General features: G+C 65.1%; 21 protein-coding genes. 12 read left to right on the forward strand and 9 right to left on the reverse strand.

The annotated features are described in order from the left end of the window. The first annotated feature begins 93 nt into the window (after positions 1–93). The 4 genes from GGR17_RS02080 to GGR17_RS02095 are packed head-to-tail and all read left to right on the forward strand — an operon-like array spanning position 94 to position 4,008. Positions 94–1,536 (forward strand): UbiA family prenyltransferase, encoded by a 1,443-nt coding sequence (locus tag GGR17_RS02080; RefSeq protein WP_235974395.1) that lies wholly within the window; start codon positions 94–96, stop codon positions 1,534–1,536. Next, positions 1,533–1,952: a GtrA family protein gene (locus tag GGR17_RS02085; protein WP_054538287.1), complete on the forward strand. Its 420-nt coding sequence runs from the start codon at positions 1,533–1,535 to the stop codon at positions 1,950–1,952. The genes GGR17_RS02080 and GGR17_RS02085 overlap by 4 nt, the downstream gene beginning before the upstream one ends. Next, the gene (locus GGR17_RS02090; protein ID WP_054538286.1) at positions 1,949–3,271 is read left to right on the forward strand and encodes an FAD-binding oxidoreductase; all 1,323 of its coding nucleotides are present in this window, start codon (positions 1,949–1,951) and stop codon (positions 3,269–3,271) included. Before GGR17_RS02085 ends, GGR17_RS02090 begins: the two co-directional genes overlap by 4 nt. Next, positions 3,268–4,008 carry an SDR family oxidoreductase gene (locus tag GGR17_RS02095; protein WP_054538285.1) on the forward strand — a complete coding sequence of 247 codons (741 nt, stop codon included), beginning with the start codon at positions 3,268–3,270 and terminating at the stop codon, positions 4,006–4,008. Before GGR17_RS02090 ends, GGR17_RS02095 begins: the two co-directional genes overlap by 4 nt. Before the next feature lie 97 nt (positions 4,009–4,105). On the opposite strand, the gene GGR17_RS02100 is transcribed toward GGR17_RS02095, so the two are convergent. Then, complete coding sequence (locus GGR17_RS02100) at positions 4,106–5,578, reverse strand: NAD(P)/FAD-dependent oxidoreductase (protein WP_054538284.1); 1,473 nt, start codon at positions 5,576–5,578, stop codon at positions 4,106–4,108. 406 nt (positions 5,579–5,984) lie between these two features. Here GGR17_RS02100 and GGR17_RS02105 point away from each other — a divergent pair, with 406 nt between their 5' ends. Continuing rightward, on the forward strand, positions 5,985–6,887 hold the full coding sequence (locus GGR17_RS02105) for a sulfotransferase family protein (protein ID WP_054538283.1): 903 nt from the start codon (positions 5,985–5,987) through the stop codon (positions 6,885–6,887). Between the two features lie 19 nt (positions 6,888–6,906). Here GGR17_RS02105 and GGR17_RS02110 read toward each other — a convergent pair whose 3' ends face one another. After that, positions 6,907–8,256: a nucleotide sugar dehydrogenase gene (locus tag GGR17_RS02110; RefSeq protein WP_054538282.1), complete on the reverse strand. Its 1,350-nt coding sequence runs from the start codon at positions 8,254–8,256 to the stop codon at positions 6,907–6,909. Positions 8,257–8,379: 123 nt separating this feature from the next. Beyond that, positions 8,380–9,480: an NAD-dependent epimerase/dehydratase family protein gene (locus tag GGR17_RS02115; RefSeq protein ID WP_054538281.1), complete on the reverse strand. Its 1,101-nt coding sequence runs from the start codon at positions 9,478–9,480 to the stop codon at positions 8,380–8,382. 146 nt (positions 9,481–9,626) lie between these two features. Between GGR17_RS02115 and GGR17_RS02120 the strand changes: the two genes are divergently transcribed. The 5 genes from GGR17_RS02120 to GGR17_RS02140 all read left to right on the forward strand — a co-directional run bounded on the left by GGR17_RS02120 (position 9,627) and on the right by GGR17_RS02140 (position 15,749). Then, positions 9,627–10,598 (forward strand): NAD-dependent epimerase/dehydratase family protein, encoded by a 972-nt coding sequence (locus GGR17_RS02120; RefSeq protein WP_054538280.1) that lies wholly within the window; start codon positions 9,627–9,629, stop codon positions 10,596–10,598. Between the two features lie 23 nt (positions 10,599–10,621). Further along, positions 10,622–11,401, forward strand: a complete 780-nt coding sequence (locus GGR17_RS02125; protein WP_054538279.1) for a class I SAM-dependent methyltransferase — start codon at positions 10,622–10,624, stop codon at positions 11,399–11,401. Position 11,402: 1 nt separating this feature from the next. After that, positions 11,403–12,848: a glycosyltransferase family 39 protein gene (locus tag GGR17_RS02130; protein WP_054538278.1), complete on the forward strand. Its 1,446-nt coding sequence runs from the start codon at positions 11,403–11,405 to the stop codon at positions 12,846–12,848. 1 nt (position 12,849) lies between these two features. Continuing rightward, positions 12,850–14,385: a GMC oxidoreductase gene (locus GGR17_RS02135; protein ID WP_054538277.1), complete on the forward strand. Its 1,536-nt coding sequence runs from the start codon at positions 12,850–12,852 to the stop codon at positions 14,383–14,385. A gap of 152 nt (positions 14,386–14,537) precedes the next feature. Continuing rightward, entirely contained in the window at positions 14,538–15,749 is a 1,212-nt protein-coding gene (locus GGR17_RS02140; protein WP_082386532.1) for a HupE/UreJ family protein, read from the forward strand. A gap of 12 nt (positions 15,750–15,761) precedes the next feature. On the opposite strand, the gene GGR17_RS02145 is transcribed toward GGR17_RS02140, so the two are convergent. Beyond that, positions 15,762–17,033 carry a glycosyltransferase family 4 protein gene (locus GGR17_RS02145; RefSeq protein ID WP_054538275.1) on the reverse strand — a complete coding sequence of 424 codons (1,272 nt, stop codon included), beginning with the start codon at positions 17,031–17,033 and terminating at the stop codon, positions 15,762–15,764. Positions 17,034–17,069: 36 nt separating this feature from the next. Next, entirely contained in the window at positions 17,070–18,527 is a 1,458-nt protein-coding gene (locus tag GGR17_RS02150) for a lipopolysaccharide biosynthesis protein (RefSeq protein ID WP_054538274.1), read from the reverse strand. Between the two features lie 182 nt (positions 18,528–18,709). Here GGR17_RS02150 and GGR17_RS02155 point away from each other — a divergent pair, with 182 nt between their 5' ends. Together GGR17_RS02155 and GGR17_RS02160 are read left to right on the forward strand one after the other, a co-directional pair. Continuing rightward, positions 18,710–19,855: a glycosyltransferase family 4 protein gene (locus GGR17_RS02155; RefSeq protein WP_162231807.1), complete on the forward strand. Its 1,146-nt coding sequence runs from the start codon at positions 18,710–18,712 to the stop codon at positions 19,853–19,855. Positions 19,856–19,885: 30 nt separating this feature from the next. Continuing rightward, the gene (locus tag GGR17_RS02160; protein ID WP_162231806.1) at positions 19,886–21,382 is read left to right on the forward strand and encodes a PepSY-associated TM helix domain-containing protein; all 1,497 of its coding nucleotides are present in this window, start codon (positions 19,886–19,888) and stop codon (positions 21,380–21,382) included. A 6-nt stretch (positions 21,383–21,388) separates the two neighbouring features. Here GGR17_RS02160 and GGR17_RS02165 read toward each other — a convergent pair whose 3' ends face one another. The 4 genes from GGR17_RS02165 to GGR17_RS02180 all read right to left on the reverse strand — a co-directional run bounded on the left by GGR17_RS02165 (position 21,389) and on the right by GGR17_RS02180 (position 25,515). Continuing rightward, complete coding sequence (locus GGR17_RS02165) at positions 21,389–22,156, reverse strand: polysaccharide deacetylase family protein (protein WP_054538271.1); 768 nt, start codon at positions 22,154–22,156, stop codon at positions 21,389–21,391. Between the two features lie 2 nt (positions 22,157–22,158). Beyond that, the gene (locus GGR17_RS02170) at positions 22,159–23,559 is read right to left on the reverse strand and encodes a protoporphyrinogen/coproporphyrinogen oxidase (protein WP_162231805.1); all 1,401 of its coding nucleotides are present in this window, start codon (positions 23,557–23,559) and stop codon (positions 22,159–22,161) included. A gap of 65 nt (positions 23,560–23,624) precedes the next feature. Next, entirely contained in the window at positions 23,625–24,602 is a 978-nt protein-coding gene (locus GGR17_RS02175; protein WP_082386529.1) for a lysylphosphatidylglycerol synthase transmembrane domain-containing protein, read from the reverse strand. Position 24,603: 1 nt separating this feature from the next. Continuing rightward, positions 24,604–25,515, reverse strand: a complete 912-nt coding sequence (locus GGR17_RS02180) for a glycosyltransferase family 2 protein (RefSeq protein ID WP_054538268.1) — start codon at positions 25,513–25,515, stop codon at positions 24,604–24,606. Positions 25,516–25,604 lie beyond the last annotated feature (89 nt).

Consider the following 25,604-nt stretch of genomic DNA (forward strand, 5'->3'; position numbering starts at 1 on the left):
GGCCAAAGCGCGGGAAACCGGTGGAAAACGCTTTGCGCGCCGCAATGCCGGTGCGACAACCTGCACAAAAGAGGCAGCAGAAGACCACCCGTTTTGACAGTCACCGAAGAATTGCCAACCGGCCGCCTGCTTGTGGTCGATCTGGACGGGACACTGATCCGTTCCGACATGCTGTATGAAACCTTCTGGTCGGCCTTCGCCTCTGACTGGACCGTGCCGTTTTCGGCAGCCGCAAGCCTGCTGAAAGGCCGCGCCGCGCTGAAACAGAAGATGAGCGATCTGGCGAAGGTCGATGTCACCGCCCTGCCCTATGACGATGCGGTGATCGACCGTATCCGCCGCTGGCGCGAGGGCGGCGGGCGCACGGTGCTCGTGACCGCTTCCAATCAGGATATCGCGCAGCAGATCGCCGCCCATCTGGGCCTGTTCGACGAGGTGCATGGCTCCGACAACACGCGCAACCTGAAAGGGCGGCACAAGGCGGCCTTTCTGACAGAGCGGTTCGGCGACGGCGGTTTCGACTATATGGGCGATTCCCCGGCCGATCTCGCGGTCTGGAAACACGCCGGCCGGGCGATCGCCGTCAACGCCTCCGCCCAGACCCGCGACAGGCTGCGGGCGATGGGCGGCGACGCGGAATTCATGCAGACCCGAGACACCGGCCCCGGCCCCTATTTCAAGGCGCTGCGGCCGCACCAGTGGCTCAAGAACCTGCTGATCTTCCTGCCGATGCTGATGGCGCATGACCTTTCGCTGATCACCGTGTCGAAATCTCTGATGGCCTTCGTGGTGTTCTGCATGATCGCCTCGGGCGTTTACGTGCTGAACGATCTGCTCGATCTGGCATCCGACCGCGCCCATCCGCGCAAGCGCAACCGGCCGCTGGCCTCCGGGAACATGCCGCTGTCGCATGGCACGCTGCTGGCGCCGCTGCTGTTGCTGCACGGCATGCTCAGCGCGATCATTCTGGGGCCGTCCTTCATCGTCGTGATGCTGGTCTATCTGGTGACCACCACCGCCTATTCGCTGTTTCTCAAGCGCCAGCTCGTGGTGGATATCTTCACGCTGGCCCTGCTTTACGCGGTGCGCATCCTCGCCGGCGGCGGGGCAACGGGCATTCCGCTGTCGATCTGGCTGCTCGCCTTTTCGATATTCTTCTTCTTCTCGCTCGCCGCCGTCAAACGGCAGGCAGAGCTGGTGGACGGCGCCGCCAACGGCAAGATCACGGCGCATGGGCGCGGCTACCGGGTGGATGACCTGCCGCTGGTCGCCAATATGGCGCTCGGCTCCGGCTATGTCTCGGTGCTGGTGATGGTGCTCTATCTGAATACCGGCATGGTGCAGAAGCTTTACCCCTCGCCCTCCTGGCTGTGGGGCATCTGCCTGGTGCTGCTCTACTGGATCAGCCGCACGGTCATGCTGACCCATCGCGGCCAGATGCATGACGATCCGGTGGTTTTCGCGGTGAAAGACCGGGGCAGCCAGTTCTGCTTTCTGTTGGTGCTGGGCTTTGCAACGGCGGGGGCGCTGCTATGAGCCTGCACGGGCTGATCCTGCGCTATGCCGCCTTCGCGGTGCTGGCGACGCTGGCCAATCTGGGCGCCCAGCGCGCGGTGCTTGGCCTGGCGGGCGGCGGCACCGGCTTTGCCCTGGCCGTGGCGGTGGGCACCGCCGCGGGGCTGGTGGTGAAATACCTGCTCGACAAACGCTGGATCTTCGCCGACCGCTCGACCGGGCTGAAGGCGCATGGCCGGAAATTCACGCTCTACACCGCGATGGGCCTGGTCACGACGATGATCTTCTGGGGCGCCGAAACCGCCTTCTGGCTGACCTGGAAAACCGACGCGATGCGCGAGGCGGGCGCGGTGCTGGGGCTGGCGGTCGGCTATGTGGTGAAATACAACCTCGACCGCCGCTTCGTTTTCGCCGATGTCGCGAGGGCGGCGGCATGATGCTGTCGGGCTGGGGCCGGTTTCCGCGGATCGACTGCCAGGTCACGCGCCCCCTGACCGAAGACGCGCTGCGCGCGCAGGTGGCCAAGGGTGGGCTGATCGCCCGTGGCAACGGCCGTGCCTATGGCGACAGCGCCCTGAGCCCCGGCAACACCGTGGATATGCGCGGCTTTCGCCATATGCTGGCCTTCGACGCGGCCACCGGCGTGCTGACCGTCGAGGCCGGGGTGCTGCTGGGCGATGTGATCTCCGCCTTCCTGCCGCGCGGCTGGTTCCCGCCGGTGACGCCCGGCACCAAGTTCGTGACCATCGGCGGCATGATCGCGGCGGATGTGCATGGCAAGAACCACCACAAGCATGGCTCCTTCGGTCAGTTCGTCGACTGGATCGACGTGATGGGCGCCGATGGCGCCGTCACCCGCTGTTCGCGCCACGAAAACCCCGAGCTTTTCGGATGGACGCTGGGCGGCATGGGCCTGACCGGGGTGATCCTGCGCGCCGCCTTTCGCCTGACCCGTGTCGAGACCGCATGGATCCGGCAAACCATGATCCCCGCGCCCGACCTCGACGCCGCGATGGCCGCGTTCGAGGCATCGGGCGACGCGACCTATTCGGTGGCCTGGATCGATTGCCTGCGCCTGGGTGATGGATTGGGCCGGTCGCTCGTCATGCTGGGCGAACATGCCACCTTCGCCGAGCTCAAACTGCCCGAAAAGCGTGACCCGCTGCTGGCGCCGAAAAGGCGGCGGCTGACAGTGCCGTTCGACCTGCCCGGTTTCCTGCTGAATGGCGCCACCCTGCGCGCCTTCAATGCGCTCTACTATAACCAGGGCGCACGCAACGCGGGCGAAAGCCTTGTGGACTGGGACAGTTACTTCTACCCGCTCGACGCCATCCTTGGCTGGAACCGCAGCTACGGGCGCAAGGGGTTCGCCCAGTTCCAATGCGCCCTGCCGCTGGCCAGCTCGCGGCAGGGGCTGCAGGCCCTGCTGAAGGCGATCGCGGCGGCCGGCATGGGCTCTTTCCTGGCCGTGCTGAAACGCTTCGGCCCGCAGGACAGCCGGTTTTCCTTCCCGATGGAAGGCTACACCCTGGCGCTGGATTTCCCGGTGAACCGGGGCACGCTGGCGCTGCTGGACCGGCTGGACAGGATCACGCTCGATCATGGCGGGCGGTTCTATCTGGCCAAGGACAGCCGGATGCGCGCCGAAACCCTGCGCGCGGCCGACCCCCGCGTCGCCGGTTTCCTCGAGATGCGCGGCGCGGATGCCCGCGCCGAAACCTTCACCTCTGCCCAATCGAAAAGGCTGACCCTATGAGCACCCCTGGCCCTGTCCTGATCCTTGGCGGGCGGTCCGATATCGGCCGCGCGGTCGCCCATGCCTTCGCCGCCAAAGGCCACCCGATCCAGCTTGCCGCGCGCGGTGCCGCAAGCCTCGAGACCAGCAGGAAAGACATGGAGCTGCGCCACGGCGTTTCGGTCACTCTGCATGAATTCGACGCGCTGGACATGGCCGGGCAGGCAGGGTTCATCGACGCGCTTCCGGCGCTGCCCGAGATCGTTGTCTGCGCCGTGGGCCTGCTGGGCGACCAATATGACGACGAGCGCGATTTCGACGCCGCCACCCGCGTGATGCGCAGCAATTTCGAGGCGCCCGCCAATATCCTTGGCCTGTTCGCCAACCGGTTCGAGACACGCGGCACCGGCACGCTGGTTGGCATCAGCTCTGTCGCGGGCGACCGGGGGCGCGCGTCGAACTATATCTACGGATCGGCCAAGGCGGGGTTCACCGCCTATCTGTCTGGGCTGCGCAACCGCCTGGCACGCAAGGGCATTCACGTGGTGACGGTCAAGCCCGGCTTTGTCGCCACCAGCATGACCGCCGGCATGGACCTGCCCGAAAAGCTGACCGCAGCGCCCGAGATGCTGGGCGAAAAGATCGTGCAAGCCGTAGAGCGGCGCCGGAACGTGATCTATGTGAAACCGGTCTGGGCGCTGGTGATGCTGATCATCCGCAATATCCCCGAGGCGGTATTCAAGAAAACCTCGATCTGAGCCGGGCCCACCATTCGCGCCACACAAGAAAACGAAACCGCCCGCGCAGGGGCTACCTGCGCGGGCGGATTTCCGAAGCGCTTGAAGCGCGGCTTCCTTATTCGGCGGCAACCATCTTGGCCGTCGCGGGCTTTTTGGAAACCTCGAACTCTTCGTGATACGAACGCTCGACGTTGACGTTCCAGACGTCATGCTCTTCGCCCAGCACGTTCCGCGCGGCCAGCATCGCCGACAGCATGGAATGGTCCTGGTTGTTGTAGCGGTGCAGGCCGTTCCGGCCCACCGTCTGGAAGTTTTCCAGCGTGCGCAGCCATGCCTCGATCGTGTCGAGCGCTTCCTTGTATTCGCCGTCATAGACCGGATAGGCCTTGGGCTGGCGGATGATGGCGGCGTCGATCACGTCGCTCGCCTTGGCAAGGGCCAGCTCTTCCAGCTCTTTCGAGGCAAGGGCGCGAAGCTCTTCGTCGCTCATGTTCCACAGCCCGTCGCCCTTCTGGCAGAAATACTCCATCCCGATCGAGGCGGTATCGGGGTTGGGCAGCATTTCCGGCGACCAGGCGCGGAAGTTCTGAATACGGCCGACCTTCACCTTCGGGCTATGGATGTAGATCCAGTTGTCCGGGAACGGATCGGCATGGTCCAGCACCAGGGTCACGATCAGGAAATCGCGGTATTTCAGGCGCTCGGCGGCGGCGATCACCTCGGGCGGCGGCGGCGGGTTGAAGGCGTGGATCAGATCCTTGATCGCCATCGAGTTGATGAAATGCTCCGCTTCCACGGTTTCCGTGGTGGCGGGCGCGCCATCGTCCGTCCAGTGCTTGACGTCGATCGAGGTGACGCGGTTCCCGTCAAGGTTCACGCCCACGACCTCGGACTGCATGACAACATCGCCACCTTTTTCGCGGACGTCGTCGCGAACCTTTTCCCACATCATGCCGGGGCCGAGGCGCGGGTACTGAAATTCCTCGATCAGGCTGGCCGTGTCATTGGCGCCCGACAGCGCGTTCCAGACCGCCTTGAACAGCGACAGGTTCTTGATCCGCTGCGCGGCCCAGTCGGCCCGGATTTCAGTGGGCGGGATGCCCCACACCTTTTCGGTGTAGCTGCGGAAGAAATGCATGTACAGCCGGCCGCCGAAGCGGTTGATGACCCATTCCTCGAAGCTTTGCTCGTCGCGGTAGGGGCGCACCTGCCACTTGATATAGCTGACGACGATCCGCGCCGCCTCATACGGGCCGATGTTGATCAGCGCGTTGAACAGCTTCAGCGGATAGTCGAAGAATTTCTCTTTGTAATAGATGCGGCTCTGGCGGGGCACGGTGATGAAATCATCCCCCATCACCTCGTGCCACATGTCCTCGACTTCCTGCACCTTGGTAAAGAACCGGTGCCCGCCGATGTCGAACCGATAGCCGTTGTGGCTTTCGGTTCGGGCGATGCCGCCAACCATGTCGGACGCTTCGAAAACGATCGGCCGATGGTCGCTGCTGCGTTTCTGAAGTTCATAGGCCGCAGTCAGACCAGCAGGTCCACCACCAATAACGACGACCGGGATATCACTATTTTCCATGACTACCGCTTACATTCCCCAAGAATTAACCCAATAACCCCACTCACGGCGATTTATAGCCGATTTCCCGAGTTCCACGAAAGCATCTTGGATAAGTATGACAACAAAACAAAATGCCGTCGCGACTTTGGAACCAATCCGTCAAATTAAACAATTTTGGCGCCAAGACCCGGCACCTCGGCATCATTGAAACCGGAAACGGATGAAAAATCTAGGGGTTCTACGATTCGACCGCGCGCGCGGATCGCGGAGAATGACGTCGGGGAAACGTCGGCAGTGCCGAAATCCGCCGCCGGGCCTCGCGGCACTGTGTCTTTACCACATCAACGCCACAGTTTTCTGGTTCTTCCTTAACCGGCGCGAAGCGTTATCGTAAGCCAAAGAAGGACGGGTTTTGAGGTTTTGAATGAGTAATTTACCAGACTTCCTGGTCATCGGCGCGGCGCGCGCAGGCACCACGGCGCTGTATTCCTATCTGTCCCAGCACCCCCAGGTCTTCATGCCGAAGACGAAAGAGCCGAATTTCTTCGCGTTCGAGGGTGAAACGCTGGCCTGCGAAGGGCCCGGCGCCGATTTCATCAACAATTCAGTAACCCGAATCGCCGACTATCACGCCCTTTTCGCCGCCGCGCGCCCCGGCACGATTCGTGGCGAGGCCTCGCCGCTCTACCTCTATGCGCCCGAGGCCCCCGCGCGGATTCGGAAACGCCTGCCGCAGGCCCGCATGATCGCGATTCTGCGCAACCCCGTGGAGCAGGCGTTTTCGCACTTCCTCTATGCCACCAAAGAGCGGATCGAGCCCGAGCCCGATTTCACCGCCGCCCTGATGCTCGAGGAAGAGCGGCTTGCCGCGGGCTGGCAGCCCCTGTTCGGCTATTCGCGCTTTCCGCGCTACGCCGAGCAGCTCGGCCGTTTCTTCGCGCTGTTCCCGCGCGAACAATTCCTGATCCGCAGCTACGAAGAGTTTCAGGCCGATCCCGCCTCGGTTCTGTCGGACATCTTCACCTTCATCGGCGCCGACCCCGGCTTTGCCCCCGACATGTCGCGCAAACCGAATGCCGGCGGGGTGCCCAAGAACACGCTGTTTCAGGATTTTCTGATGAAGCCGAACCCGGTGACCAAGGCCATCGGATATGTCGTGCCCAAGGAACGGCGGCTGCGCATCCGCGACAGGCTGGCCCGGTTGAACCTCAAGCGCGACGATACGATGCCCGACAAGGCCCGCGCCATCCTGCAGCAGCGGCTTGAGGGCGATATCCGCCAACTCGAAACCCTGCTCGGCCGGGATTTCAGCGCCTGGCTCGCCTGAGCCAGACGCCACGCATTAGTCAGATCTTGATCAGGCGGGCCCGGTCGATCGCGATACCGCGCCCGTCGAAGGCGTTGCGCGTGTCGAACACCCGCTTCGACGCGGCTGCGACAAGCCCGTAATCCACCGCCGTGTGATCCGTCGTCACGATGACGGCATCGTACCCTTCCAGCGTGCCGGCATCCAGCGGCACCGACAGGCGGTTGGCCAGATCCGGGTGGTCGCGCGTCAGCGGCATGACCGGGAAGAACGGGTCGTGATAATCGACGTCCGCCCCCATCTGCTCCAGCTTTTTCAGCAGGGCCAGCGCCGGGCTTTCGCGGGTGTCTTCCACGTCTTTCTTGTAGGCGATCCCCAGGATCAGGATCCGCGCCCCGTTCACATCCACCCCGTCATGGCGCGACAGGTCGGTGCGGATGCGGGTGGCCAGCGCCTCTGGCGCGCCTTCGTTGTTGAACCGGGCCAGATCGATGATCGGCGTCTCCGACCCTACATCGCGCGCCCGCCAGGACAGATAGACAGGTGACACCGGGATGCAGTCGCCGCCGATGCCGGGGCCGGGGTAGAAGGGCATGTAGCCGAACGGCTTGGTCGCCGCGGCCTTCACCACCTCCCACACATCCACGCCCATCGCATCCATCGCCACCTTCATCTCGTTGACCAGCGCGATGTTGACCGTGCGAAAGCTGTTTTCCGCAAGCTTCACCGCCTCGGCCGTTGCCGAAGAACTGACCGGAACCGCCTGGGTGACGATGGTGGAATAGAACATCTCGAGCAGATCGCGCGATTGCTTGTCGTCAGCGCCCACAACCTTCGGGATGGTCCGCGTGGTGTGCGAGGCGTTGCCCGGATCCTCGCGCTCGGGTGAGAAGCCAAGGAAGAAGTCGGAACCGGCGCGCAGCCCGCCCCGCTCCAGGATCGGCTGCAGCACATTCGCGGTCGCCCCCGGCCAAACGGTGCTTTCCAGCACCACGAGCTGCCCGGGGCGCAGCCAGTCGGCAATCGTTTCGGCGGCGCTGATGACATATCTCATGTCTGGCTCACGCGCGGCGGTCAGCGGCGTGGGGACGCAGATCAGAATGATGTCGGCCCCGGCAATCGCCGACGCCTCGGACGTGGCGCGGAACTTTCCGCTTTTGACCGCGTCGTCGATACGATTTTCGGCGAAATAGGAAATCACCTGCTCGCCCGCGTTGATGCGCGCCACACGCTCGGCATTGATATCAAGGCCCGTGGTATCAAACCCGACCTCATGCACGGTCAGCGCCATCGGAAGCCCGACATAGCCCAGACCAACCGTCAGAACCCTGGCGTCCTTGCCCGCGATACCGTCCTTGAGCGTGGCGAAATGCGAAAAATTACTGCTCATCAATCGAACCTCACTGGAAATCACAACTGTCGAAATCGAATTAACACAGGACAAAGGGAATCAGCAGGGAGTTTTGCCCGCAGGGCTTATTGTACCCTTCCGCAGCGGCAATTGGTGGCTAATTCACCCCGTTTCGCGCAATTGCTCTTGAATTGCGGCCAATCCGTTTTGGAACGAAAATTCCGGAACATAGCCCAGCCGGGCCTCCGCGCGCCGGATCTCGATCGCGGGGCGCGCCGCGTAAAGCGCGAGCAGGGCACGATTCGGATAGACCGGCCCGCGGGCGGGTCGCAGCGCGCGGGCGCGGGTCATGAGCGCCTCGAACCGCCGCCGCCCGAGCATCCGGCGCAGCCGTGCGCTGACGCGGGCGGCCAGCGGCGGGGCGGTTTCAGAGGCGGTTTCAGGGCTGGGCGCTGGCGGCGGGCCAAGGCGGGCCTCAAGCTCCGCAAGCGGCTTCAGAACCACCTCGCCCTGCCCCAGCACGCCGGCATATCCGCGAAAAAACGCGTCCCAGCCGGGCTGATCGGCGCCGGTGATCAGAAACCGCTCGCGCCCCAGATCGGGCGCGGCACCGGCACGCAGGGCGGCCTGCACCACATCATCCACAAACACCGCCGGGCACTGGCCCACGGGATCGGGCAGAACAACCGGCCCTTGGCGCAGCGCGGCCATCGGCGCGTCTGTCCAAAGCGCGCTGCCGGGGCCGTAAACAATCGTCGGCTGCAGGATCGCGGCCTCGAACCCGGCCTCCATCAACCTGTTTTCCATGGCTATTTTCGCCTGCCGGTAGCCGCCACCGCCCGGCGCACCTATCGGCGCTTCCTCATCCAGCCGCCCGGCCGGCCAATCGTCATAGACCACCGCGGAACTGGCATGCACGATCCGGCCCGCGCCGGCCCGCGCCGCCGCTGCCAGCAGCGCGTCGAACGCGGCCAGGTTCTCGGCCCCGCCGACCCGCACATCATAGGCCAGGTTGAACACAATCTCCTGCCCCGTCAGCGCCGCATCAAGCGCCCGCCCCGGCACCAGCCCGGCCAGCACAACGCGCGCGCCCATCCGCTCCATCGTCTGCGCCTCGTGCCGGCTGCGCATCAGCGCGGTCACATCCGCGCCCGCCGCGCACAGCGCCCGCACCAGCCGCCGCCCGATGAACCCGCTGGCCCCGGTCACGGCCACCTTCCGTGCGGCCAGCGGCGCGCTCCATTCCTGCATCGACTGCGGCATGTGATCTCCTCTTCTGGCGGCGCCGGCACGATAGCCACATTCGGCCTGCCCGGAAACTCTTTCACAACAGGCCGGTAGTCCGCCATGTTGCAGCATGATATAAGCCGGAGCAGTATTTTGGTGCCAAGTTTTGCGTGCGAGGGAAGATGCATATTCTGATTACGGGCGGGGCCGGTTTCATCGGGTCCCATCTGGCCGAACGTCTTGTTTCCGGGGGTCACAGCGTCACCGCGCTTGACGATCTTTCGACCGGACGGCTGGAAAATCTGGCGGCGATCTCCGACAGCCCTGATTTTACCTTCGTCGAAGGCACCATCCTGGATCGCGACCTGGTGCAGACCCATGTGGATGCCGCCGACGTTGTCTTTCACCTGGCCGCCGCAGTCGGCGTGAAACTGATCATGGAAGAGCCCAGCCGCTCGATCCTGACCAATGTGGGCGGCACCGAAAACGTGCTGCACGCCGCGCTGAAGGACAAGAAACCGACCTTCGTCGCCTCGACCTCCGAAGTCTATGGCAAGGCCACCAAGTTTCCGTTCAGCGAAGATGACGACCTGACCATCGGCGCCACCAAGAACCTGCGCTGGTCCTATGCCTGCGCCAAGACGCTGGATGAGTTTCTGGCGCTGGCCTATGCCCGCGAAGCCGCGCTGCCCGTCGTGGTGCTGCGCTTCTTCAACACCACCGGCCCGCGCCAGACCGGGCGCTACGGCATGGTGCTGCCCAATTTCGTGCAGAACGCGCTGGCCGGCAAACCGCTGATGGTGCATGGCTCGGGCGAGCAATCGCGCTGTTTCGGCCATGTGTACGACGTGGTCGAGGCGCTGATGCGCCTGATGGCCACGCCCGAGGCTTTCGGCCAGGTCTACAACATCGGCACCGATCAGGAGGTGACGATCAGATCGCTGGCCGAACAGGTGATCGCCGCCACCGGCTCTGCCTCGGAAATCCAGCTCATTCCCTATTCGGACGTCTATCCCGAAGGGTTCGAGGATATGAACCGCCGCCTCCCCGATGTCTCGAAGCTGGAAAAGGCGGTGGGCTTTCGCCCGATGCGCACGCTGGCGCAGATCATTGACGATATCATCGCCGAAAAGCAGGCCACCGGCCTTAACTGAGCCCCCAGCAAGGATTTCCGCCGATGACGCCGCTTGCACGGATAGAAAAGCTGGTTCGCGATACCGCCACGGTTCTGCTGCCCGAAGACCTGCGCAAATGGGTGCGCAAACAACAACGCCTGTACAAGCTGCAATCGGTGCCGGTGGGCAAGGTCGATTTCGGCGGGCTGCGCCGCCTGTCGCCGATCAGCACCATCTTCGGGCAGGACCGTGATCTGCTGACGATCGAGCGCTACTATATCGAACAGTTCCTCGAGAAACACGCCGCCGACGTGAAAGGCCGCTGCCTGGAAATGGGCGACCCGGCCTATATCAACAAATTCGGCGGCGACAAGGTCACGCAGGCCGATGTGCTGAACTATGTCGAGGGCAACCCCCATGCCACCATCGTGGCCGATCTGACAGACGCGCCGCATATCCCCGACGATACGTTCGATTGCATCATCATCACCCAGACGCTTCAGATGATCTACGAGGTCGACAAGGCCATCGCCACCCTGCACCGCATCCTGAAGCCGGGCGGCGTGGTTCTGTGCACCTCGCACGGCATGACACGGGTCGCCCGGCGCGAAGGCGTGGATGACTGGGGCGAATACTGGCATTTCACCACCCAATCCAAGCGCCGCCTGTTCGGCGATGTGTTCGGGCGCGAAAAGACCGAGGTCTCGACCGTCGGCAACATCTTCACCTGCATCTGCAACCTGCACGGGCTGGGCGCGGGCGAGATCGACCAGGCAGAGCTGGATGTGCATGACCCCAACTACGAAATGCTGGTGCTGGTGCGCGCCGTAAAGCAGGTGTGACATGGGCGCGACGCGCGACTATCTGTGGCTGGGCGCCATCCTGCTGCTGGCGCTGGCGCTGCGGCTGTGGGGGCTGAACGCGCCGCTGTGGTATGATGAAATCCTGACAGTCGAAACCCACCTGCGCCTGCCCTGGGGGCAGATGATGCAGGGTTATTCGATGAACCACCACTATTTCTTCGATCTCCAGTCGAAGCTGGCGGTGGCGGCGTTCGGTGAGGCCATCTGGGCGATCCGCCTGCCCGCGCTTGTCTTCGGCCTCGGCGCCATCGCCGCCATCTGGTGGCTGGCCCGCGATATCGCGGGCGCCGCCGCGGCCCATCTGACCGGCCTGCTGCTGGCGATCTCCTATCACCACATCTGGTTTTCGCAAAACGCCCGCGGCTATACCGAGCTGGCGTTCTGGAGCGCGCTTGGCATGATCCTGTTCCTGCGCGGCATGAAAACCCCGGCGCGGGGCCTGTGGCTGGGCTATGCCGTGGTGCTGGCGGCGGCGGTATTCACCCATCTGACGGGCGCGTTCCTGTTCGCCGCGCAGGGGCTTGTCTGGCTGGCCGTCGTGCTGTGGGATGCGGCGCGCGGCAGGCTGGCCCGCCCGAAGCTGCTGCTGCCGCTGCTGGGCTACGGCCTCGGCGCGGCGCTGACCATCGCCCTCTATGCGCCCCTCCTGCCCAGCCTGCTGCAAACCGTCGGCGGCGTCGCGGGCACCTCTGCCGTGGATGTGATGCAGGAATACCAGAACCCGCTCTGGACGATCTACGAAGCCGTGCGCTCTGCCGTCGGCTCCGCCGGCCCCGTGATCGGGCTGGTGGCGCTTGGCATGATCGGGCTGGCCGTGCTGGGCGGGGGACAGACCCACCGCAGCGCCCCGCTGTTCGCACCGCTCGTGCTGCTGCATATCGTGCTGACCATGGCGCTGCTCTCGGCGCTTGGCATGCGCATCTGGCCGCGCTTCTTCTTTGCCGACATCGGTTTCCTGATGCTGCTGATCGTGCTGGGCGTGCGGGCGGTCTGCACGGGGCTGGGCGCGCTTTCCGTCCCGCGGCTTTCGGCGCAGCGGCTTTTCACCATCGCCGCCGCGCTGATGATCGTGGTCTCGGCCGGGCTGGCCGCCCGCAACTATAGCGCGCCGAAACAGAACCTCGCCGGCGCCTTCGATCTGGTCGAGGCCAGCCGCAAACCGGGCGAACAGGTCTATGTGGTCGGCGTGGTCGCGCCCGCCTTCACCGGACATTTCGGCGCAGACTGGGTGCCGCTGACCGGCAACGCCGACTATGCCGCCGCCATGGCGCAACCCGGCCCCGCGCTTGTGGTCATCGCCTTCCCCGCCCGCACCTTCCGTGCCTTCCCCGATCTGGATGCCGACAGCGAGGGCGCGCTGACCCTTCTGCACCGTTTCCCGGGCACGCTGGGCGATGGCGCGGTGCTGGTGTTCCGGCGCGGCTGACATGACCGATCTGATCATCGGTTCCGGCCCCTCGGGCATCGCCACCGCCACGGCCCTGCTGGCGCGGGGCCGCAGCGTGACGCTGCTGGACGGCGGCAAGCTGCCGGAGCCCGAGGCCATCGCCCGCCGCGACGCGCTGGCCGCCCGCGCGCCCGAAGACTGGTCACAGCCCGAGCGGGCCGCCTATCAGGCACCGCAATTCGCCGCGCCCGAGGGGCAGACCCGCCGCTATGGCTCCGACTTCGCGCAAGAGGCCGCCGCCGATACGCTGGCCGAAGGGTGCGACGGTTTTGCCCTGCGCGCCTCGCGTGCGGTGGGCGGGCTGTCGAACCTCTGGGGCGCCGCGGTGCTGCCCTACCGGCAGCACGATATCGCTGACTGGCCGGTCACGGCAGAGGAGCTTGCCCCGCATTACCGCGCCGTGGCCGGGTTCATGCCGATCGCCGGGCGTGAGGATGCGCTGGACAATCTGCTGCCCGGCTATCTGGCCCCGGGCGCCACCCAGATCCCGCCACCGCCGCAGGCAGAGGCGCTGTTGGCCCGGCTGGATGCGAAACGCGACAGGCTGCGCGCCATGGGGGTTCACACCGGCGCCGCGCGTCAGGCGGTCGAGGCGGGTTGCATCCGCTGCGGCATGTGCTTGCACGGCTGCCCCTGGGGCCATATCTATTCGGCGCGCAAGACCCTCGAGACGTTGAAAGCCCACCCCCGGTTCACCTATCGCCCCGGCGCGCTCGTGGCCGGGTTTTCGGAAACCGAAGACGGGGTGACACTGGCCCTTGCCGATGGCCGCACCGTGACCGGCACCCGGGTTTTCATCGGCGCCGGTGTGCTGGAAACCGCGCGGCTGATGCTGGCCTCTGCCCCCGGCACGCCGCGAGAGCTGATCCTGAAAGACAGCCAGCATGCCTTCCTGCCGCTGCTGCACCGCTGGCGCACAAAGCTGCGCCCGGACCGTCCGCCGCATCATACGCTGCCCCAGCTTTTTGCAGAAATCGAACATCCAGACGTGTCAGACAGGCTGGTTCACGCTCAGTTCTATACATGGAACGAACATTATGCCCGCGACCTGCTGCAAAACTACGGCGCCAGGCTTCCCGGCTCCGCGCCGCTGCTCATGGCAATGTCGCGCCGTCTGATCGTGGCACAGATGTTCCTGCATTCAGACCATTCCGCGCGCATCGGGCTCCGCCTTGCCGCAGATGGCCGCCTGAACGCGCGGGTCGAGGTCAACCCGGACACCGGGCGTGTTCTGGACGCCGCCAAAAGGAAACTGTCGCGCGCCATGGCGCAGGCCGGGCTGGTGGCACTCGGCTTTGCCGCGCGGCCCGGCGCGCCGGGATCGAGCTTTCATGTGGGCGGCACAGTGCCCATGGCCGCAACCCCCGCACCGGGCCAGTCCGACAGGCTGGGCCGCCCGCATGGCCTGCGCCGCGTTCACATCGTGGACGCCTCTGTCCTGCCGTCGATCCCGGCCACCACGATCACCTTCAGCGTCATGGCCAACGCCCATCGCATCGGGGCCGAAGCCCGATAGCTTTTCCCGCGGCGGGTAGCCCTGGATGCGGCGTTCAGCCCGACCACGTGCAATCGCAACAATTTTCTGAACATTTCGAAGGGAATCCTGTAGCTATATGAATAGTTCCCATTCCCGACCGTTAGAGCCATTTTATTTCCGTGGTGATTCCCATGTATCAGACCGCCCTCATTTCGCTATGGCGCTCTCCCCTTCCCTGTCGTGACAGATGCCCCCACCTTTCAGGGTTGCGCCTGAAGGTCGCCCTTCTGTTTATCGCGCTGAACCTGTGCCTGGGCTTTGCTGGCACCGCCGTGCGGGCCCATGTGTTCCAGAGCTCGGAAGCGATTGTCTTCTTCAACCGCGATGCCACGTCCTTTGCCTTACGGCTCAACCTCAATCTCGAAGCTATTCTGGCCGGGATCGACCCGGGCGTGACCGACACGTCCGACAGTCCGAATGCCAAGGAATACGACCGGTTGCGGCGGCTGCCGCCCGAGCAATTGCAGAAAGAGTTTAAGGCCTTCCTGCCGGAATTCATCGCGGGCCTCAGGATCGAGCTCGATGGCGAACCCGCCGAGGTGACGGTACAGACCGACACCTTCCGGGATGTGGGCGATCTGTCCGTTGCGCGGGCCTCTTCGGTCTTGCTGAACGGCGCGCTTCCCCCGGGCGCCAAGGTTTTCACCTTTGGATGGGACGGGGCCTTCGGCACTGTGGCACTGCGCACGATCAGCGCGCGCGCCCGAAGTTCGCACATCGAAATCATCGAAAACGGCGAGACAAGCACCCCGCTGGTCATCGACGATCTCAAGGCACGCTCCATGGTGGACATGATCACCGACTTCATGGTGATCGGCTTTCAGCATATCATTCCCAAGGGGCTGGATCACATTCTGTTCGTGCTTGGCATCTTTCTTCTGTCGATCAAGCTGCGCCCGATCCTGGCGCAGGTCACGGCCTTCACCCTTGCACATACGGTTACGCTGGGGCTTGGAACGCTCGGCCTCATCGACGTGCCCGCCCTGATCGTCGAGCCCCTGATCGCCGCCTCCATTGTCTATGTCGCGGTAGAGAATATCCTGCATGAGGTGCTCAGCCCCTGGCGCCCGGTTGTCGTGTTCATGTTCGGCCTGTTGCACGGGTTGGGTTTTGCCGGCGTCCTGAAACAATTCAACATCCCCGATGGTGAATTCGTCCCCGCCCTGCTCAGCTTCAACATCGGCGTCGAGATCGGCCAGCTGGCGGTCATCGCCGCGGGTTTCCTGCTGGTCGGCCTGTGGTTCGGGAACAAACCCTGGTACCGGCAGCGCGTGGTCATCCCCGGCTCGAGCGCGATCGCGGCGGTGGGCGCGTTCTGGTTCGTGCAGCGCGTCGCCTTCTGACCGGCGCCCTGATCAGGCCGCCGCGCCGTTTTCGAACGCGCCGCCCTCCAGCGCCTTGGCCAGCCGGGCGTCGCCCTTGCGATGCGCCGCGCGCGCCAGCGCCGCCCCGAAAGAGGCCAGCACCCGGTCTTCGCGCCACACCCGATCAAAGGCGCCGCGCGCGGCACGGGCCTGCGCGTCGCGATGCGCGGGGTCATCCTGCAGCCCGCGCATCGCGGCGATCAGCTCATCCTCGGTCTCGAACAGCACCCCGCCCTGCGCCGCCTCGACAATCTCGGGGAAGGGTCCCAGCCGCCGGGCAATCACCGGCGTGCCCAGCCGGAAGCTCTCGATCAGGATAATTCCGAAGGTCTCATAGCAAACCGACGGCACGATCAGGCCAAGTGCGCCCCGGTAATAGGCGGTCAACTCGTCCAGCGGCTTGCGGCCCAGGAACCTGATCCGGTCATTGCCCGCCGCCAGCCTTTTCAGCTCGTCCGCGTAATCGCCATCGCCCAGGATCAGCAGATCGGCATCGGGATATCTGTCCATCGCCGGGAACACATCCTGTAGCCCCTTGATCTTTTCCAGCCGCCCGACGAACAGGAAATAGGGCCGGTCATGCGTGGCCGCGGGCGGTGCGCTGTCAAGATCGAGATCGGGCAGGAAATAGGGCAGCACCTCCATCTCCTGGCGCAGGCCGAATTCGCGGTGCTTGTCGCGGCTGAATTCGCTTTTGGCGATCAGCAGGTCGATATTGTCCAGCATCCGGTCGAGATAGCCGGTCGCGCGCCAAAGCTGCGGCGGGCGCCGATAGCTCAGCACGCAGCGCAGGCATTCGCGCTTGTCGCACAGCTCTTTGTTATAGCGCCAAAGCACATGGGTCGGGCAGACCAGCCAATGCTCATGCGCCTCGAACACCTTCAGCCCGTCTCCGATGTCCAGCAGGCCAGGCCCGCCGACAAGCGAGGCGTTGTTGTACCAGACGATATCGAAATCGCCCTCCTGCACGATCTGGCGGATACGCCTGCCATGCGCCACCGGGCGGCCGAGCTGTTGTGTCAGAAGGTTCGACAGAACGCCGGTCCGGCTGCTCAGCGGAATCGCGGTGACGCCATCCTCTTCGGGCAGCGCCGCCGGCGGTTTTCCCCCGAGCGAGAAATAGGAATCCGAGTCGTAAACCACCGTCACCTCATGGCCCCGCGCCACCAACGCCCGCGCCATGCGCTGCACCCCGACCGCATCGCCCCCGAATGAATGCGGCGGATAGAAGGTGGTGAACATCAAGATACGAAGTGAAACCATTGCAAATATGAACTCATCCAACGCCGACGACCGAAACTAGCCTTTTTTTGCGGAATTTTCGCGCGGATTTCCAACATAGGTTTTCAACAGCGCCACCCGGTCGGGCATAAGTAGAAAAGTGAGGCCGGCAAACAACAGAACCCCGGTGACAAACCCCGCCGCAAGCGGGATCGCCGGGGCAAAACCCTCCGTGGCACGGGCCACCGCCAGAACGCCCGCCGCCATCACCAGCGCCGCGAAAGCCGGGCGCAGATGGCATGACACCAGATCCCGAACCCGCAGCCCCCCGATCGACGCCACCACCCGAAACCGGAAAATCCAGAGCAGATAGCGCGGCACCACAAAGGCCGCCGCCACCGCGACGAGCCCCCAGCGCGTGGCGACCCAGATCAGCGCCGCGCCCAGGATGACTTCGGCCCAGGCCAGCACGGTGATCGCCCCGGCCCGGCCCGCCGCCAGGCAAAAAGATTGCTGCACCTTCTCGATGCAGAAATACAGCCCCACAAGCGCCAGCACCGAAAGCGCCGGTGCCGCCGGCACCCATTTCGCGCCGAAGAACAGATGCAGCACCGGTTCGGCCAGCACCGCCAGCCCGGCAAAGGCAGGGAACGCGGCCAGCCCCGACAGGCGCGAAATATCGATCAGCAGATCCGCCGCCCGCGCCCCTTGCCGCGTCATCGCCGCGAAGGCGGGCTGGGCCGCCATGCGCAGCGGCGTGACGATCAGGAAAGACGCGATTTCCACCAGCCGCCAGGCGATCGAGAAGAGGCCGAGCGCGGCGGGGCCGAGCGTGGCGCCGATGATCACCGAAGGCGATTGCGCCAGTGCCAGCTCGGCCGCGCGCAGGCCCAGAACCTGCCCGCCAAAGCCGATCACCTCGCGCAGATGGCGCTGCGAGGTTGACAGCCCCGGCCGCCAGCGCACCGCGCCCCAGGCCATCAGGATATTGGTGGCCACCTGGGCCAGCCTCTGCCCGGCCAGGCTCCACACGCCAAAGCCGGCGGCAGCCATGCCGATGCCCACCACCCCACCGACGAAGACACCGGAAATCGCCCGCAGCGAGAGGGTCTTGAACTGCAACTCGCGGCGCAACAGCGCCACCGGCACCGCCGTCAGCGCGATCATCACGACGGTGGGCGACAGCGCGGCGATCAGCCCGCGCACCTGCCCGGCGCCATAGAACGCCGCGATCGGCCCCGCGAAGATCAGCAAAAGCGCCGCCAGAACCCCGCCCAGCCCGGCCAGAGACCAGAACACCGCGTTGAAATGCGCATCCTCGGGATCGGGGGTGGCGATCAGGAATTCCGAAAGTGTTTCGCGCACCAGAAATTCCGACAGGATGACAAAGGCCGTGGCCATCGCCAGAAGTCCGAACGCCTCTGCCCCCAGCAGCCGGGCCAGCACCACGAAGACAATGAAATTGATCGCCTGCTCCAGCCAGTTGCCAGCGGCCATCCAGGCCACACCCTTGCTGAATTGTCGTGTGATGGACATCGGGCCGTTCCACAATTTCAAACGTCGGTCCGGCAGCACCGGTATCGTGGCGGCCTTGCGACAGATGCCAGTTTTGGCGCCCCCTGTCGAGTGTTCCGGCTGGCGTTACGTCAACCTGCTGTCCTATCGTGGCGGTGATCCCGGGGGCGTTTTCCCCCGGCCAGATGGCGGACCAGACCAGTATGCGCGTTATGCAGATCTGCACGAATTTCCTTCCCGGAGGCATCCAGAGGCATGTGCTGGACCTGACGCAGGATCTTCGCGGGCGCGGGCACAAGATCGTTCTGGCCGGCGATCAGGGCGACTGGAGCGCGGATGGCGCCGATCCCGATTTCGTGCCGGTCGCGCTGAACAATGTCGCGGGCGTCGGTGGATCGCTTTACCGGCGCGTCAGCGCGCTGCCCGCCTGTGCCCTCACCGTTCGCAAAGCGATCAGGGCGCATGGGATCGACTTGATCCACGCCCATGAAACCGCCCCGGCCATCGTGGCGCGGCTGGCCACCATCGGCATGGACATCCCCATCGCGATGACCTTCCACGGCGCGGCCCCCGCGCGCGAGGCCGGCGTGGCCCGTACCGCGCGGCTCTGTGCCGATCTGACGATCTCACCCAGCCGCACCGCGCTGGACGCGCTGATCGCCCATGGCCTGCCGCGCGCAAAGGCGCGCACGATCGGCCTGGGCATACACCCGCTGCCCGACGTTCCAGCGGCGGCGGCGCAGGCGCTGCGCGAGCGGATCATGGGCGGCAAGAAGGGTGTGCTCATCCTCAGCCTGTCGCGGCTTCAGCCGCAAAAGGGCATCGACGTGATGATAGAGGTCGCCCGGCGGGTGGTCGCGCAACGCCCTGACGTGGTGTTCGCCATCGCCGGCAAGGGCCCGCTGGCCGAGGCCGCCGCCGGATGGGCGCGCGACGCGGGTGTCGCCGACAACGTGAAATTCCTCGGCGCGATTTCGACCGTACCGCAGCACCTCAAAGCGTCTGACATCTTCCTGCTGACCTCGCGCTGGGAAAACCTGCCGATCTCGATCGTCGAGGCATTTCGCGCGGGCCTGCCCGTCGTCGCCACCGATTGCGGCGGTGTCAAAGAGCTGGTGGACGGCGAGGTCGGCGCGCTTCTGCCGGTGGAAGATGCGGGCGCCATCGCCACCGCCGTGCTGGAGCTGGTCGAAAACCCCGGCCTGCGCCGGGCCAGGGGCGCGGCGGCGCTGGCCCGCAGCCTGGAGCATCGCTTCCGGCCCGCCACCGTCCATGATGAATTCGAACGCACCTATGAGCAACTGATTGGCCCGAAATCCCTGCGAAAGCCCGAAAAGCTTTTGGAATAACCCGGCCGCCAACTGCCGGAGAGCAGAACCGTGAGAGAATTGAGGCGTATCTTTCTGAAGCTTCACACCTGGCTTGGCCTGCATGTGGCCATCCTTTTGGGCTTTGTCCTGATCACCGGGTCGGTGCTGGTTATGGCCGACGAGATCGAGATGGTGTTCCACCCCCGCGCCTGGGTGTCCGCGCCGGCCGACGAGGCCGCCCATGCCTCTTTCGCCGAAATCCACGACGCGCTGAAAACGGCCTATCCGGAAACCGCCATCATGTGGGTCGAGAAGCGCCCGACCGCGTTTCTGGCGGACCGTACCTTCACCCGCACCGCCTGGGGCGAAGAGATCACGATCTGGACCCACCCCGAAACCGCAGAGGTGCTGGATGTGACCCGCACCATCGGCTTTCGCCGAATCCTGCATGGCCTGCACGAGGATCTGCTGATCCCCCTGGCCCCGGCGCGGCTGTTCATCACCGCGCTGTCGGTCGTGGTGCTGACCTCTGTCATCACCGGGCTGGTCGTCTATCGCCGGTTCTGGCGAGGCTTCTTCCGGCTGCCGGCGCGCGGCGCGGACCGGCGGACATGGCTGGGCGGGCTGCACCGGCTGATTGGCCTCTGGACGATGCCCTTTCTGCTGATCGTCGGGTTGAGCAGCGCCGTGTTCTTTGCCCGCACCCTGGGGCTGGCGCATACCGGGCCGAAGCCTGCCATCGCCAGCGACCGCGCCGGGCTGCTGCCCGATAGCGCCGACACGGCCATGATCGCGGCGGCCGAACAGGCGGCGATGGCCGCCTTGCCCGACGTCGCGTTCGAGAAGATGACCATGCCCTATAACGCGCGGGGCGGGATCGTCTTCGAAGGCCGCCCCCGTGACGCGCTTCTGGTGCGCGACGGCGAAACGGTGTCGATCGACCCCAGCGATTTCGCGGTTCTGGGGATCACCCATATCGAAGATCGCGGCGGCGCGGCACGGCTGGAGCCGCTGACAAAGGTGTTCCACTATGGCACCGTCGGCGGCACCACCACACGGCTGATCTGGGTGGTCTTCGGCCTGGCGTCGGGCGGGCTGGTGCTGACCGGCGCGCTGATCTACGCGGCGCGGCAGCGGGCCGATACGGGCGCGGGGCGCACGATCTGGCGCGGGCTGGGCCTGTTCAGATGGGCCTATCTGTTGCTGGTCCTCGGCATGATCGCGGTTGTCGTGCTGCAATATGGCCCACCGGGCGTGAAATGGGCAGGCATCCCGCCACCGGTCGAGGCGAAAGACTATGTCAGGCTGGCCAGCAAGGGGAACCTGCGCCTTGGCGAGGATCTGCCGCTGAGGCTGACGGTCAGCGCGCCCGAAGTTGTATCGGCCACCGTCACGCCGGGCCCCGGTACGCCCCGGCCGCTCGACCTGAAACCGGCGGGCAAGAACCGCGCGGCCACCTTCGGCCTGCGGGGCACCCCGCGCGACAACAGCGTCGAGGTAGAGCTGACGCTTCAGTCGGGCGAGGTGAAAAGCTTCACCTACCGCCTTGGCAATGCCATCTGGTAGCGGCGCTCAGATCCCGTCCCACGGGTTGGTGATGGCCTCGCGCACGTGGCGCAGCAGCTTGCGGCGCAGCAGATAGGCCCCGCCCCGCCCCGCCAGATGCTGCCGCCAGCGCTGCGGGTGGGTGAAATAGAACATCTCGAGCCGTGGCAGGTTCAGGATATCGGACCGGTCCGTCGCGCGGGCCAGCACCGTTCCGACCGAGGTATCGTAATGCCTGGCGATCGCCGCGCGCACCGCCGCATTGGCCAGCCCGTAGGGCGGCGCGAAATGCACCACCGGGCGGCCCAGCCGCGCCTCGATCTCACGGCGCGAGGTTGCCAGCTCTTCGCGCAGTTGCGCGGGTGTCAGCGCGTTGAGATTGGCATGGGTCACCGTGTGGCTGCCGAACTGCACCCCTTCGATCGACAGATCGCGGATGCAGGGCCAGCCCATCAGGGGCCGGGGCGGTTTGCCGATGCCCTTCCAGCCTTCGACCCCGCCGATATAGTCCGTCGGCAGATAGACCATCGGCCGGAACCCGTGCCGTTTCATCACCGGCCAGGCGGTCTCGGCGAAATCCTGAAACCCGTCATCGAAGGTGATGATGACCGAGCGCGCCGGCAGCGCGGGCCCGCCGGCGCGCGCGGCGACCAGATCATCCAGCGTGATCACCGGCACCCCGGCCTCGGCGATCGCCGCCATCTGATCGGCGAACACGGCGGGCGCGATGCAGGTCGGCCCGCCGACACCGGAAATCGAATGATACATCAGAACATCGACAACCGGCCCGGGCATGCCTAGTCCTCTACCACATGGGTGGCGAATTCGGCGCGATAGGCGGCCCATTTTTCATGGTCGAGATTGCCCTCGGCATCGACACTGTCCACCGCGCCATAGGACATCGCGAAGGCGTGGTGGGTGTTGTCATGGGCAAACAGCCCCTGCCGCCCGAACACCAGCATCCCGTCGAGCCCCAGAAGCCAGTTGTCGATCGTGTCGAAATGCGCCTGATAGTCCAGGTCATAGACCGGATAGGCATGGTGCAGCCGCCGTGTTTCGCAGCGGCGCACAGGCACTGTCACCGGCAGGCCCAGCGCGCCCAGCCATGTGCAGAAATGCTCGCCAAGCTCCTTGTCCGACATGCCCCACCATTTTTCGTCGGGGTCACAGGGCAGTTCGGCGCACAGCAGGGTCAGCCCCTTCGGCTCTGTCGCCGAATTGTAGTTCTTCGGCTCCGACATCCGGCTGATCGGGATCGAGATCTCGGGGAAGTAATGCGCGTCATATTCGGTGAACCGGTCCGTCTCCAGAATGAGATAGAGCAGGATCATCCCGCGAAAACGCATCGCCTTCGCGGCCTCGACCACCTCGGGCGGCGGCGGCGGATCCATCAGGCGCACGATGCTGGTCAGCGGGATGGTCGACATCAACATATCGCTTTCATGCCGGGCCTCGCCGCCGGCCGCATCCTTCGTCCAGACGGCGGTGACGGTGTTGCCCTGCCGCTCGATCCGGGTGATGTCAGCGCCGAAGGTGAACTGCGCGCCCTGCTCGACGGCCTTGTCGGCCATGGCCTGGGTGATCTGACCAAAGCCCTTGCGCGGATAGTAGAACCGCCCGGCGGTTTCACTGCGCAGCCCGGGCAGCAGCCGCAGCATCTTCATCAGGATCTTGCCGACAGACCCGCCCGAAACGCGCCGCTCTGCCAGCGTCACGGCCAGCTTGTCAGGATCCAGCCCCCACAGCTTGCGCACATAGGGAAAATAGAAATTCTCGGAAATCGTGGGGCCGAGCCCATCGTAAAGGATGCTCGAAAACGTCTCCGGCCCCGTGGATTTCTTGCGGAACGGTTTCAGCGCCATGTCACCCATCAGCGAGGCGGCGAAGCTTTTGGGCAGGCGCAGCAGCGCATCATGCAGCTTCAGCGGAAAATGGATCCACTTGCCGCCCAGCCGGATGCGCCCGTGGCGCGGCTGCAGCAGCAGATCCTCGCCCAGCAGCGCCTTCACATCGTCCAGCACCGCCGGTTCCGCGACCGGGTGAAACCGGTGCGAGCCATAGTCGCACCAGATCCCGTCGATCATGAAAGACGTGGAATTGCCGCCGACCCGCGCCGCCTTGTCGAGCACCTCGACCTCGGCATCCCCCCTGCGCGACAGCGCATAGGCCGCCGCAACACCGGCCGGCCCAGCGCCCATAATTCTTACCAGCGGCTTTTTTCCCGCCGCCACCCCAGGGATCGCACCCGCCATCTTCTTACCCTTTACTCTGAAAACTCACTCGCCACTTTTTCCACCGGGCGCGCGCCGAGGCCCGAGACCAGAAGGATCAACGCCCCCAGCGCCCCGGTCAGCCAGAGCACGCCCTGCCAGACCAGCCCTGTCGCCACCACCTCGGGCGCGCTGCCGCCGAACTGGGCCAGCAAGGCGGCCATCGAAGCCTCGCGCACGCCAAGCCCGCCCAGCGAGATCGGCAGCACCGCGAAGATCTTGGCCAGCGGCCAGGCCACGAACCACGCCCCCAGCGGCACATCGACGCCCACCGCATAGGAAAGCTGCACCGTCAGCATCACGAAGGTCGCCTGAATGGCCATCGACAGGCCCAGTGTCACAAACAGCAGGCCGGGCCGCCGGCCAAGCGCCGCGAACCCGCCGGCCATGTTCAGCGCAAAGCCCTGGCCCGGCAGGCCGGGTTTCAACCGGTAAAGCATCCGCACACCCCAGGGCATGCCAAAGACCGTGCCCAGCAGCAGCACCAGAACCAGCACGACCGCCTGCGTCACCACGCCGGCCCCCGCCCCGCCACCGCCCAGCATCAGCAGGCCGATCAGCGACAGAAAGCCCAGCGCCAGCATGTCGATCAGCCGGTCGGCCACCGCGCCCGCCGCCACTTTCGGCCCGTCACGCATCGCCGCCTGCGCCATCGCGGCGCGCACCGCATCGCCCCCCGCCACGCCGGGCAGGCACAGATTGGCCGCCAGCCCGCCGAAATGCGCCTTCAGCGCCAGCAGGAAGGGGAACCCGCGATCCAGCAGAACCCACCATTTCGCCGCCGCCGCCACATGGCCCAGCAGGAAAACCCCGAACACCGACACGAACAGCGAAAGCGGCACCGCCGAAAACCCCGCGAGGATCGCCTCGCGCGGCAGGAACCAGAACAACACCGCCAGAATGACGGCAGAGCCCCCGGCCCGGATCAGCCATTTGCGCCACATTGCCGAAAGCCCTGCCGGTTTGCTCATTTCATGGCCTCAGATGCAGGCGCGAAATCATGTCGGCGATCAGCCCCAGCGACCAGACCATGATCGAGGCCAGGAACAGGAACACCGCCGTTTCGCTGAGGTTCATCTGCGTCAGATCGTAGATCAGCTTCAGCACCCCCAGCCCCATCAGGCCCAGCCCCAGCGGAATGAACACGCGCAGCGGGTTGAACAGGGTGCTGATGCGCAGGATCAGGATGATGAAGTTCAGAAAATCAATCGGCCGGATCTTCGATTTGCCCACGCGCTTGCCGTATTCGATCGGCGTATAGACCATCCGCTTGCCATTGGAGGACATGCACAGGGTGATCGTGGTGGTGAAGGAAAAGTTCTGCGGCAGCAGCGGCAGGAACGGGATCAGTTCGGATTTGCGAAACACCCGCAGGCCGGAGTTCAGATCGTTCAGCTTCCGCTCGGCCAGAAAAGAGGCAAAGTTGTTCAGTACCCATTTCGCGGGCCGGCGCACCAGCGGCACGTTCTTCATGCCCGCGCCGCGGTCGCCCACCACCATGTCCTGATCGCGGCACATGGCCAGCATGCCGGGCAGATAGCGCGCGGGATAGGTGCCGTCGGCATCCATGATCGCCACATATTCGTACCGGGCCTTTTTCACGCCGCGCTTCAGCGTCGCGCCGTACCCCGAATTCACCTGATTGGCATCGACGACCGCGCCGCTGGCCTTTGCCTCGGCCAGGGTGTTGTCCCTGGATCCGTCGTCGATCACGATTACCTCGTATTCGATCCCTGTCGGGTCCAGCGCGTCAAACACCTCCTGCACGGTCGCCCGCACGGCGCCCTCTTCGTTATAAGCGGGGATCACGACGCTCAGGGTCATCCCCTGCAGCTCCGGCGACACCGCGACAGCGCCCTCAACCTCGGTAATCGAACCTTCCATCTCTGCCTTCCTTCCCGTCATCGGGAAACAATATCTTGATCAAACTGGGGATAAATATGGCCGGAAACCCGCGAAAGCGCGGCATCGGC

The organism is Actibacterium naphthalenivorans (assembly GCF_014196965.1).
Lineage (GTDB): Bacteria > Pseudomonadota > Alphaproteobacteria > Rhodobacterales > Rhodobacteraceae > Actibacterium_A > Actibacterium_A naphthalenivorans.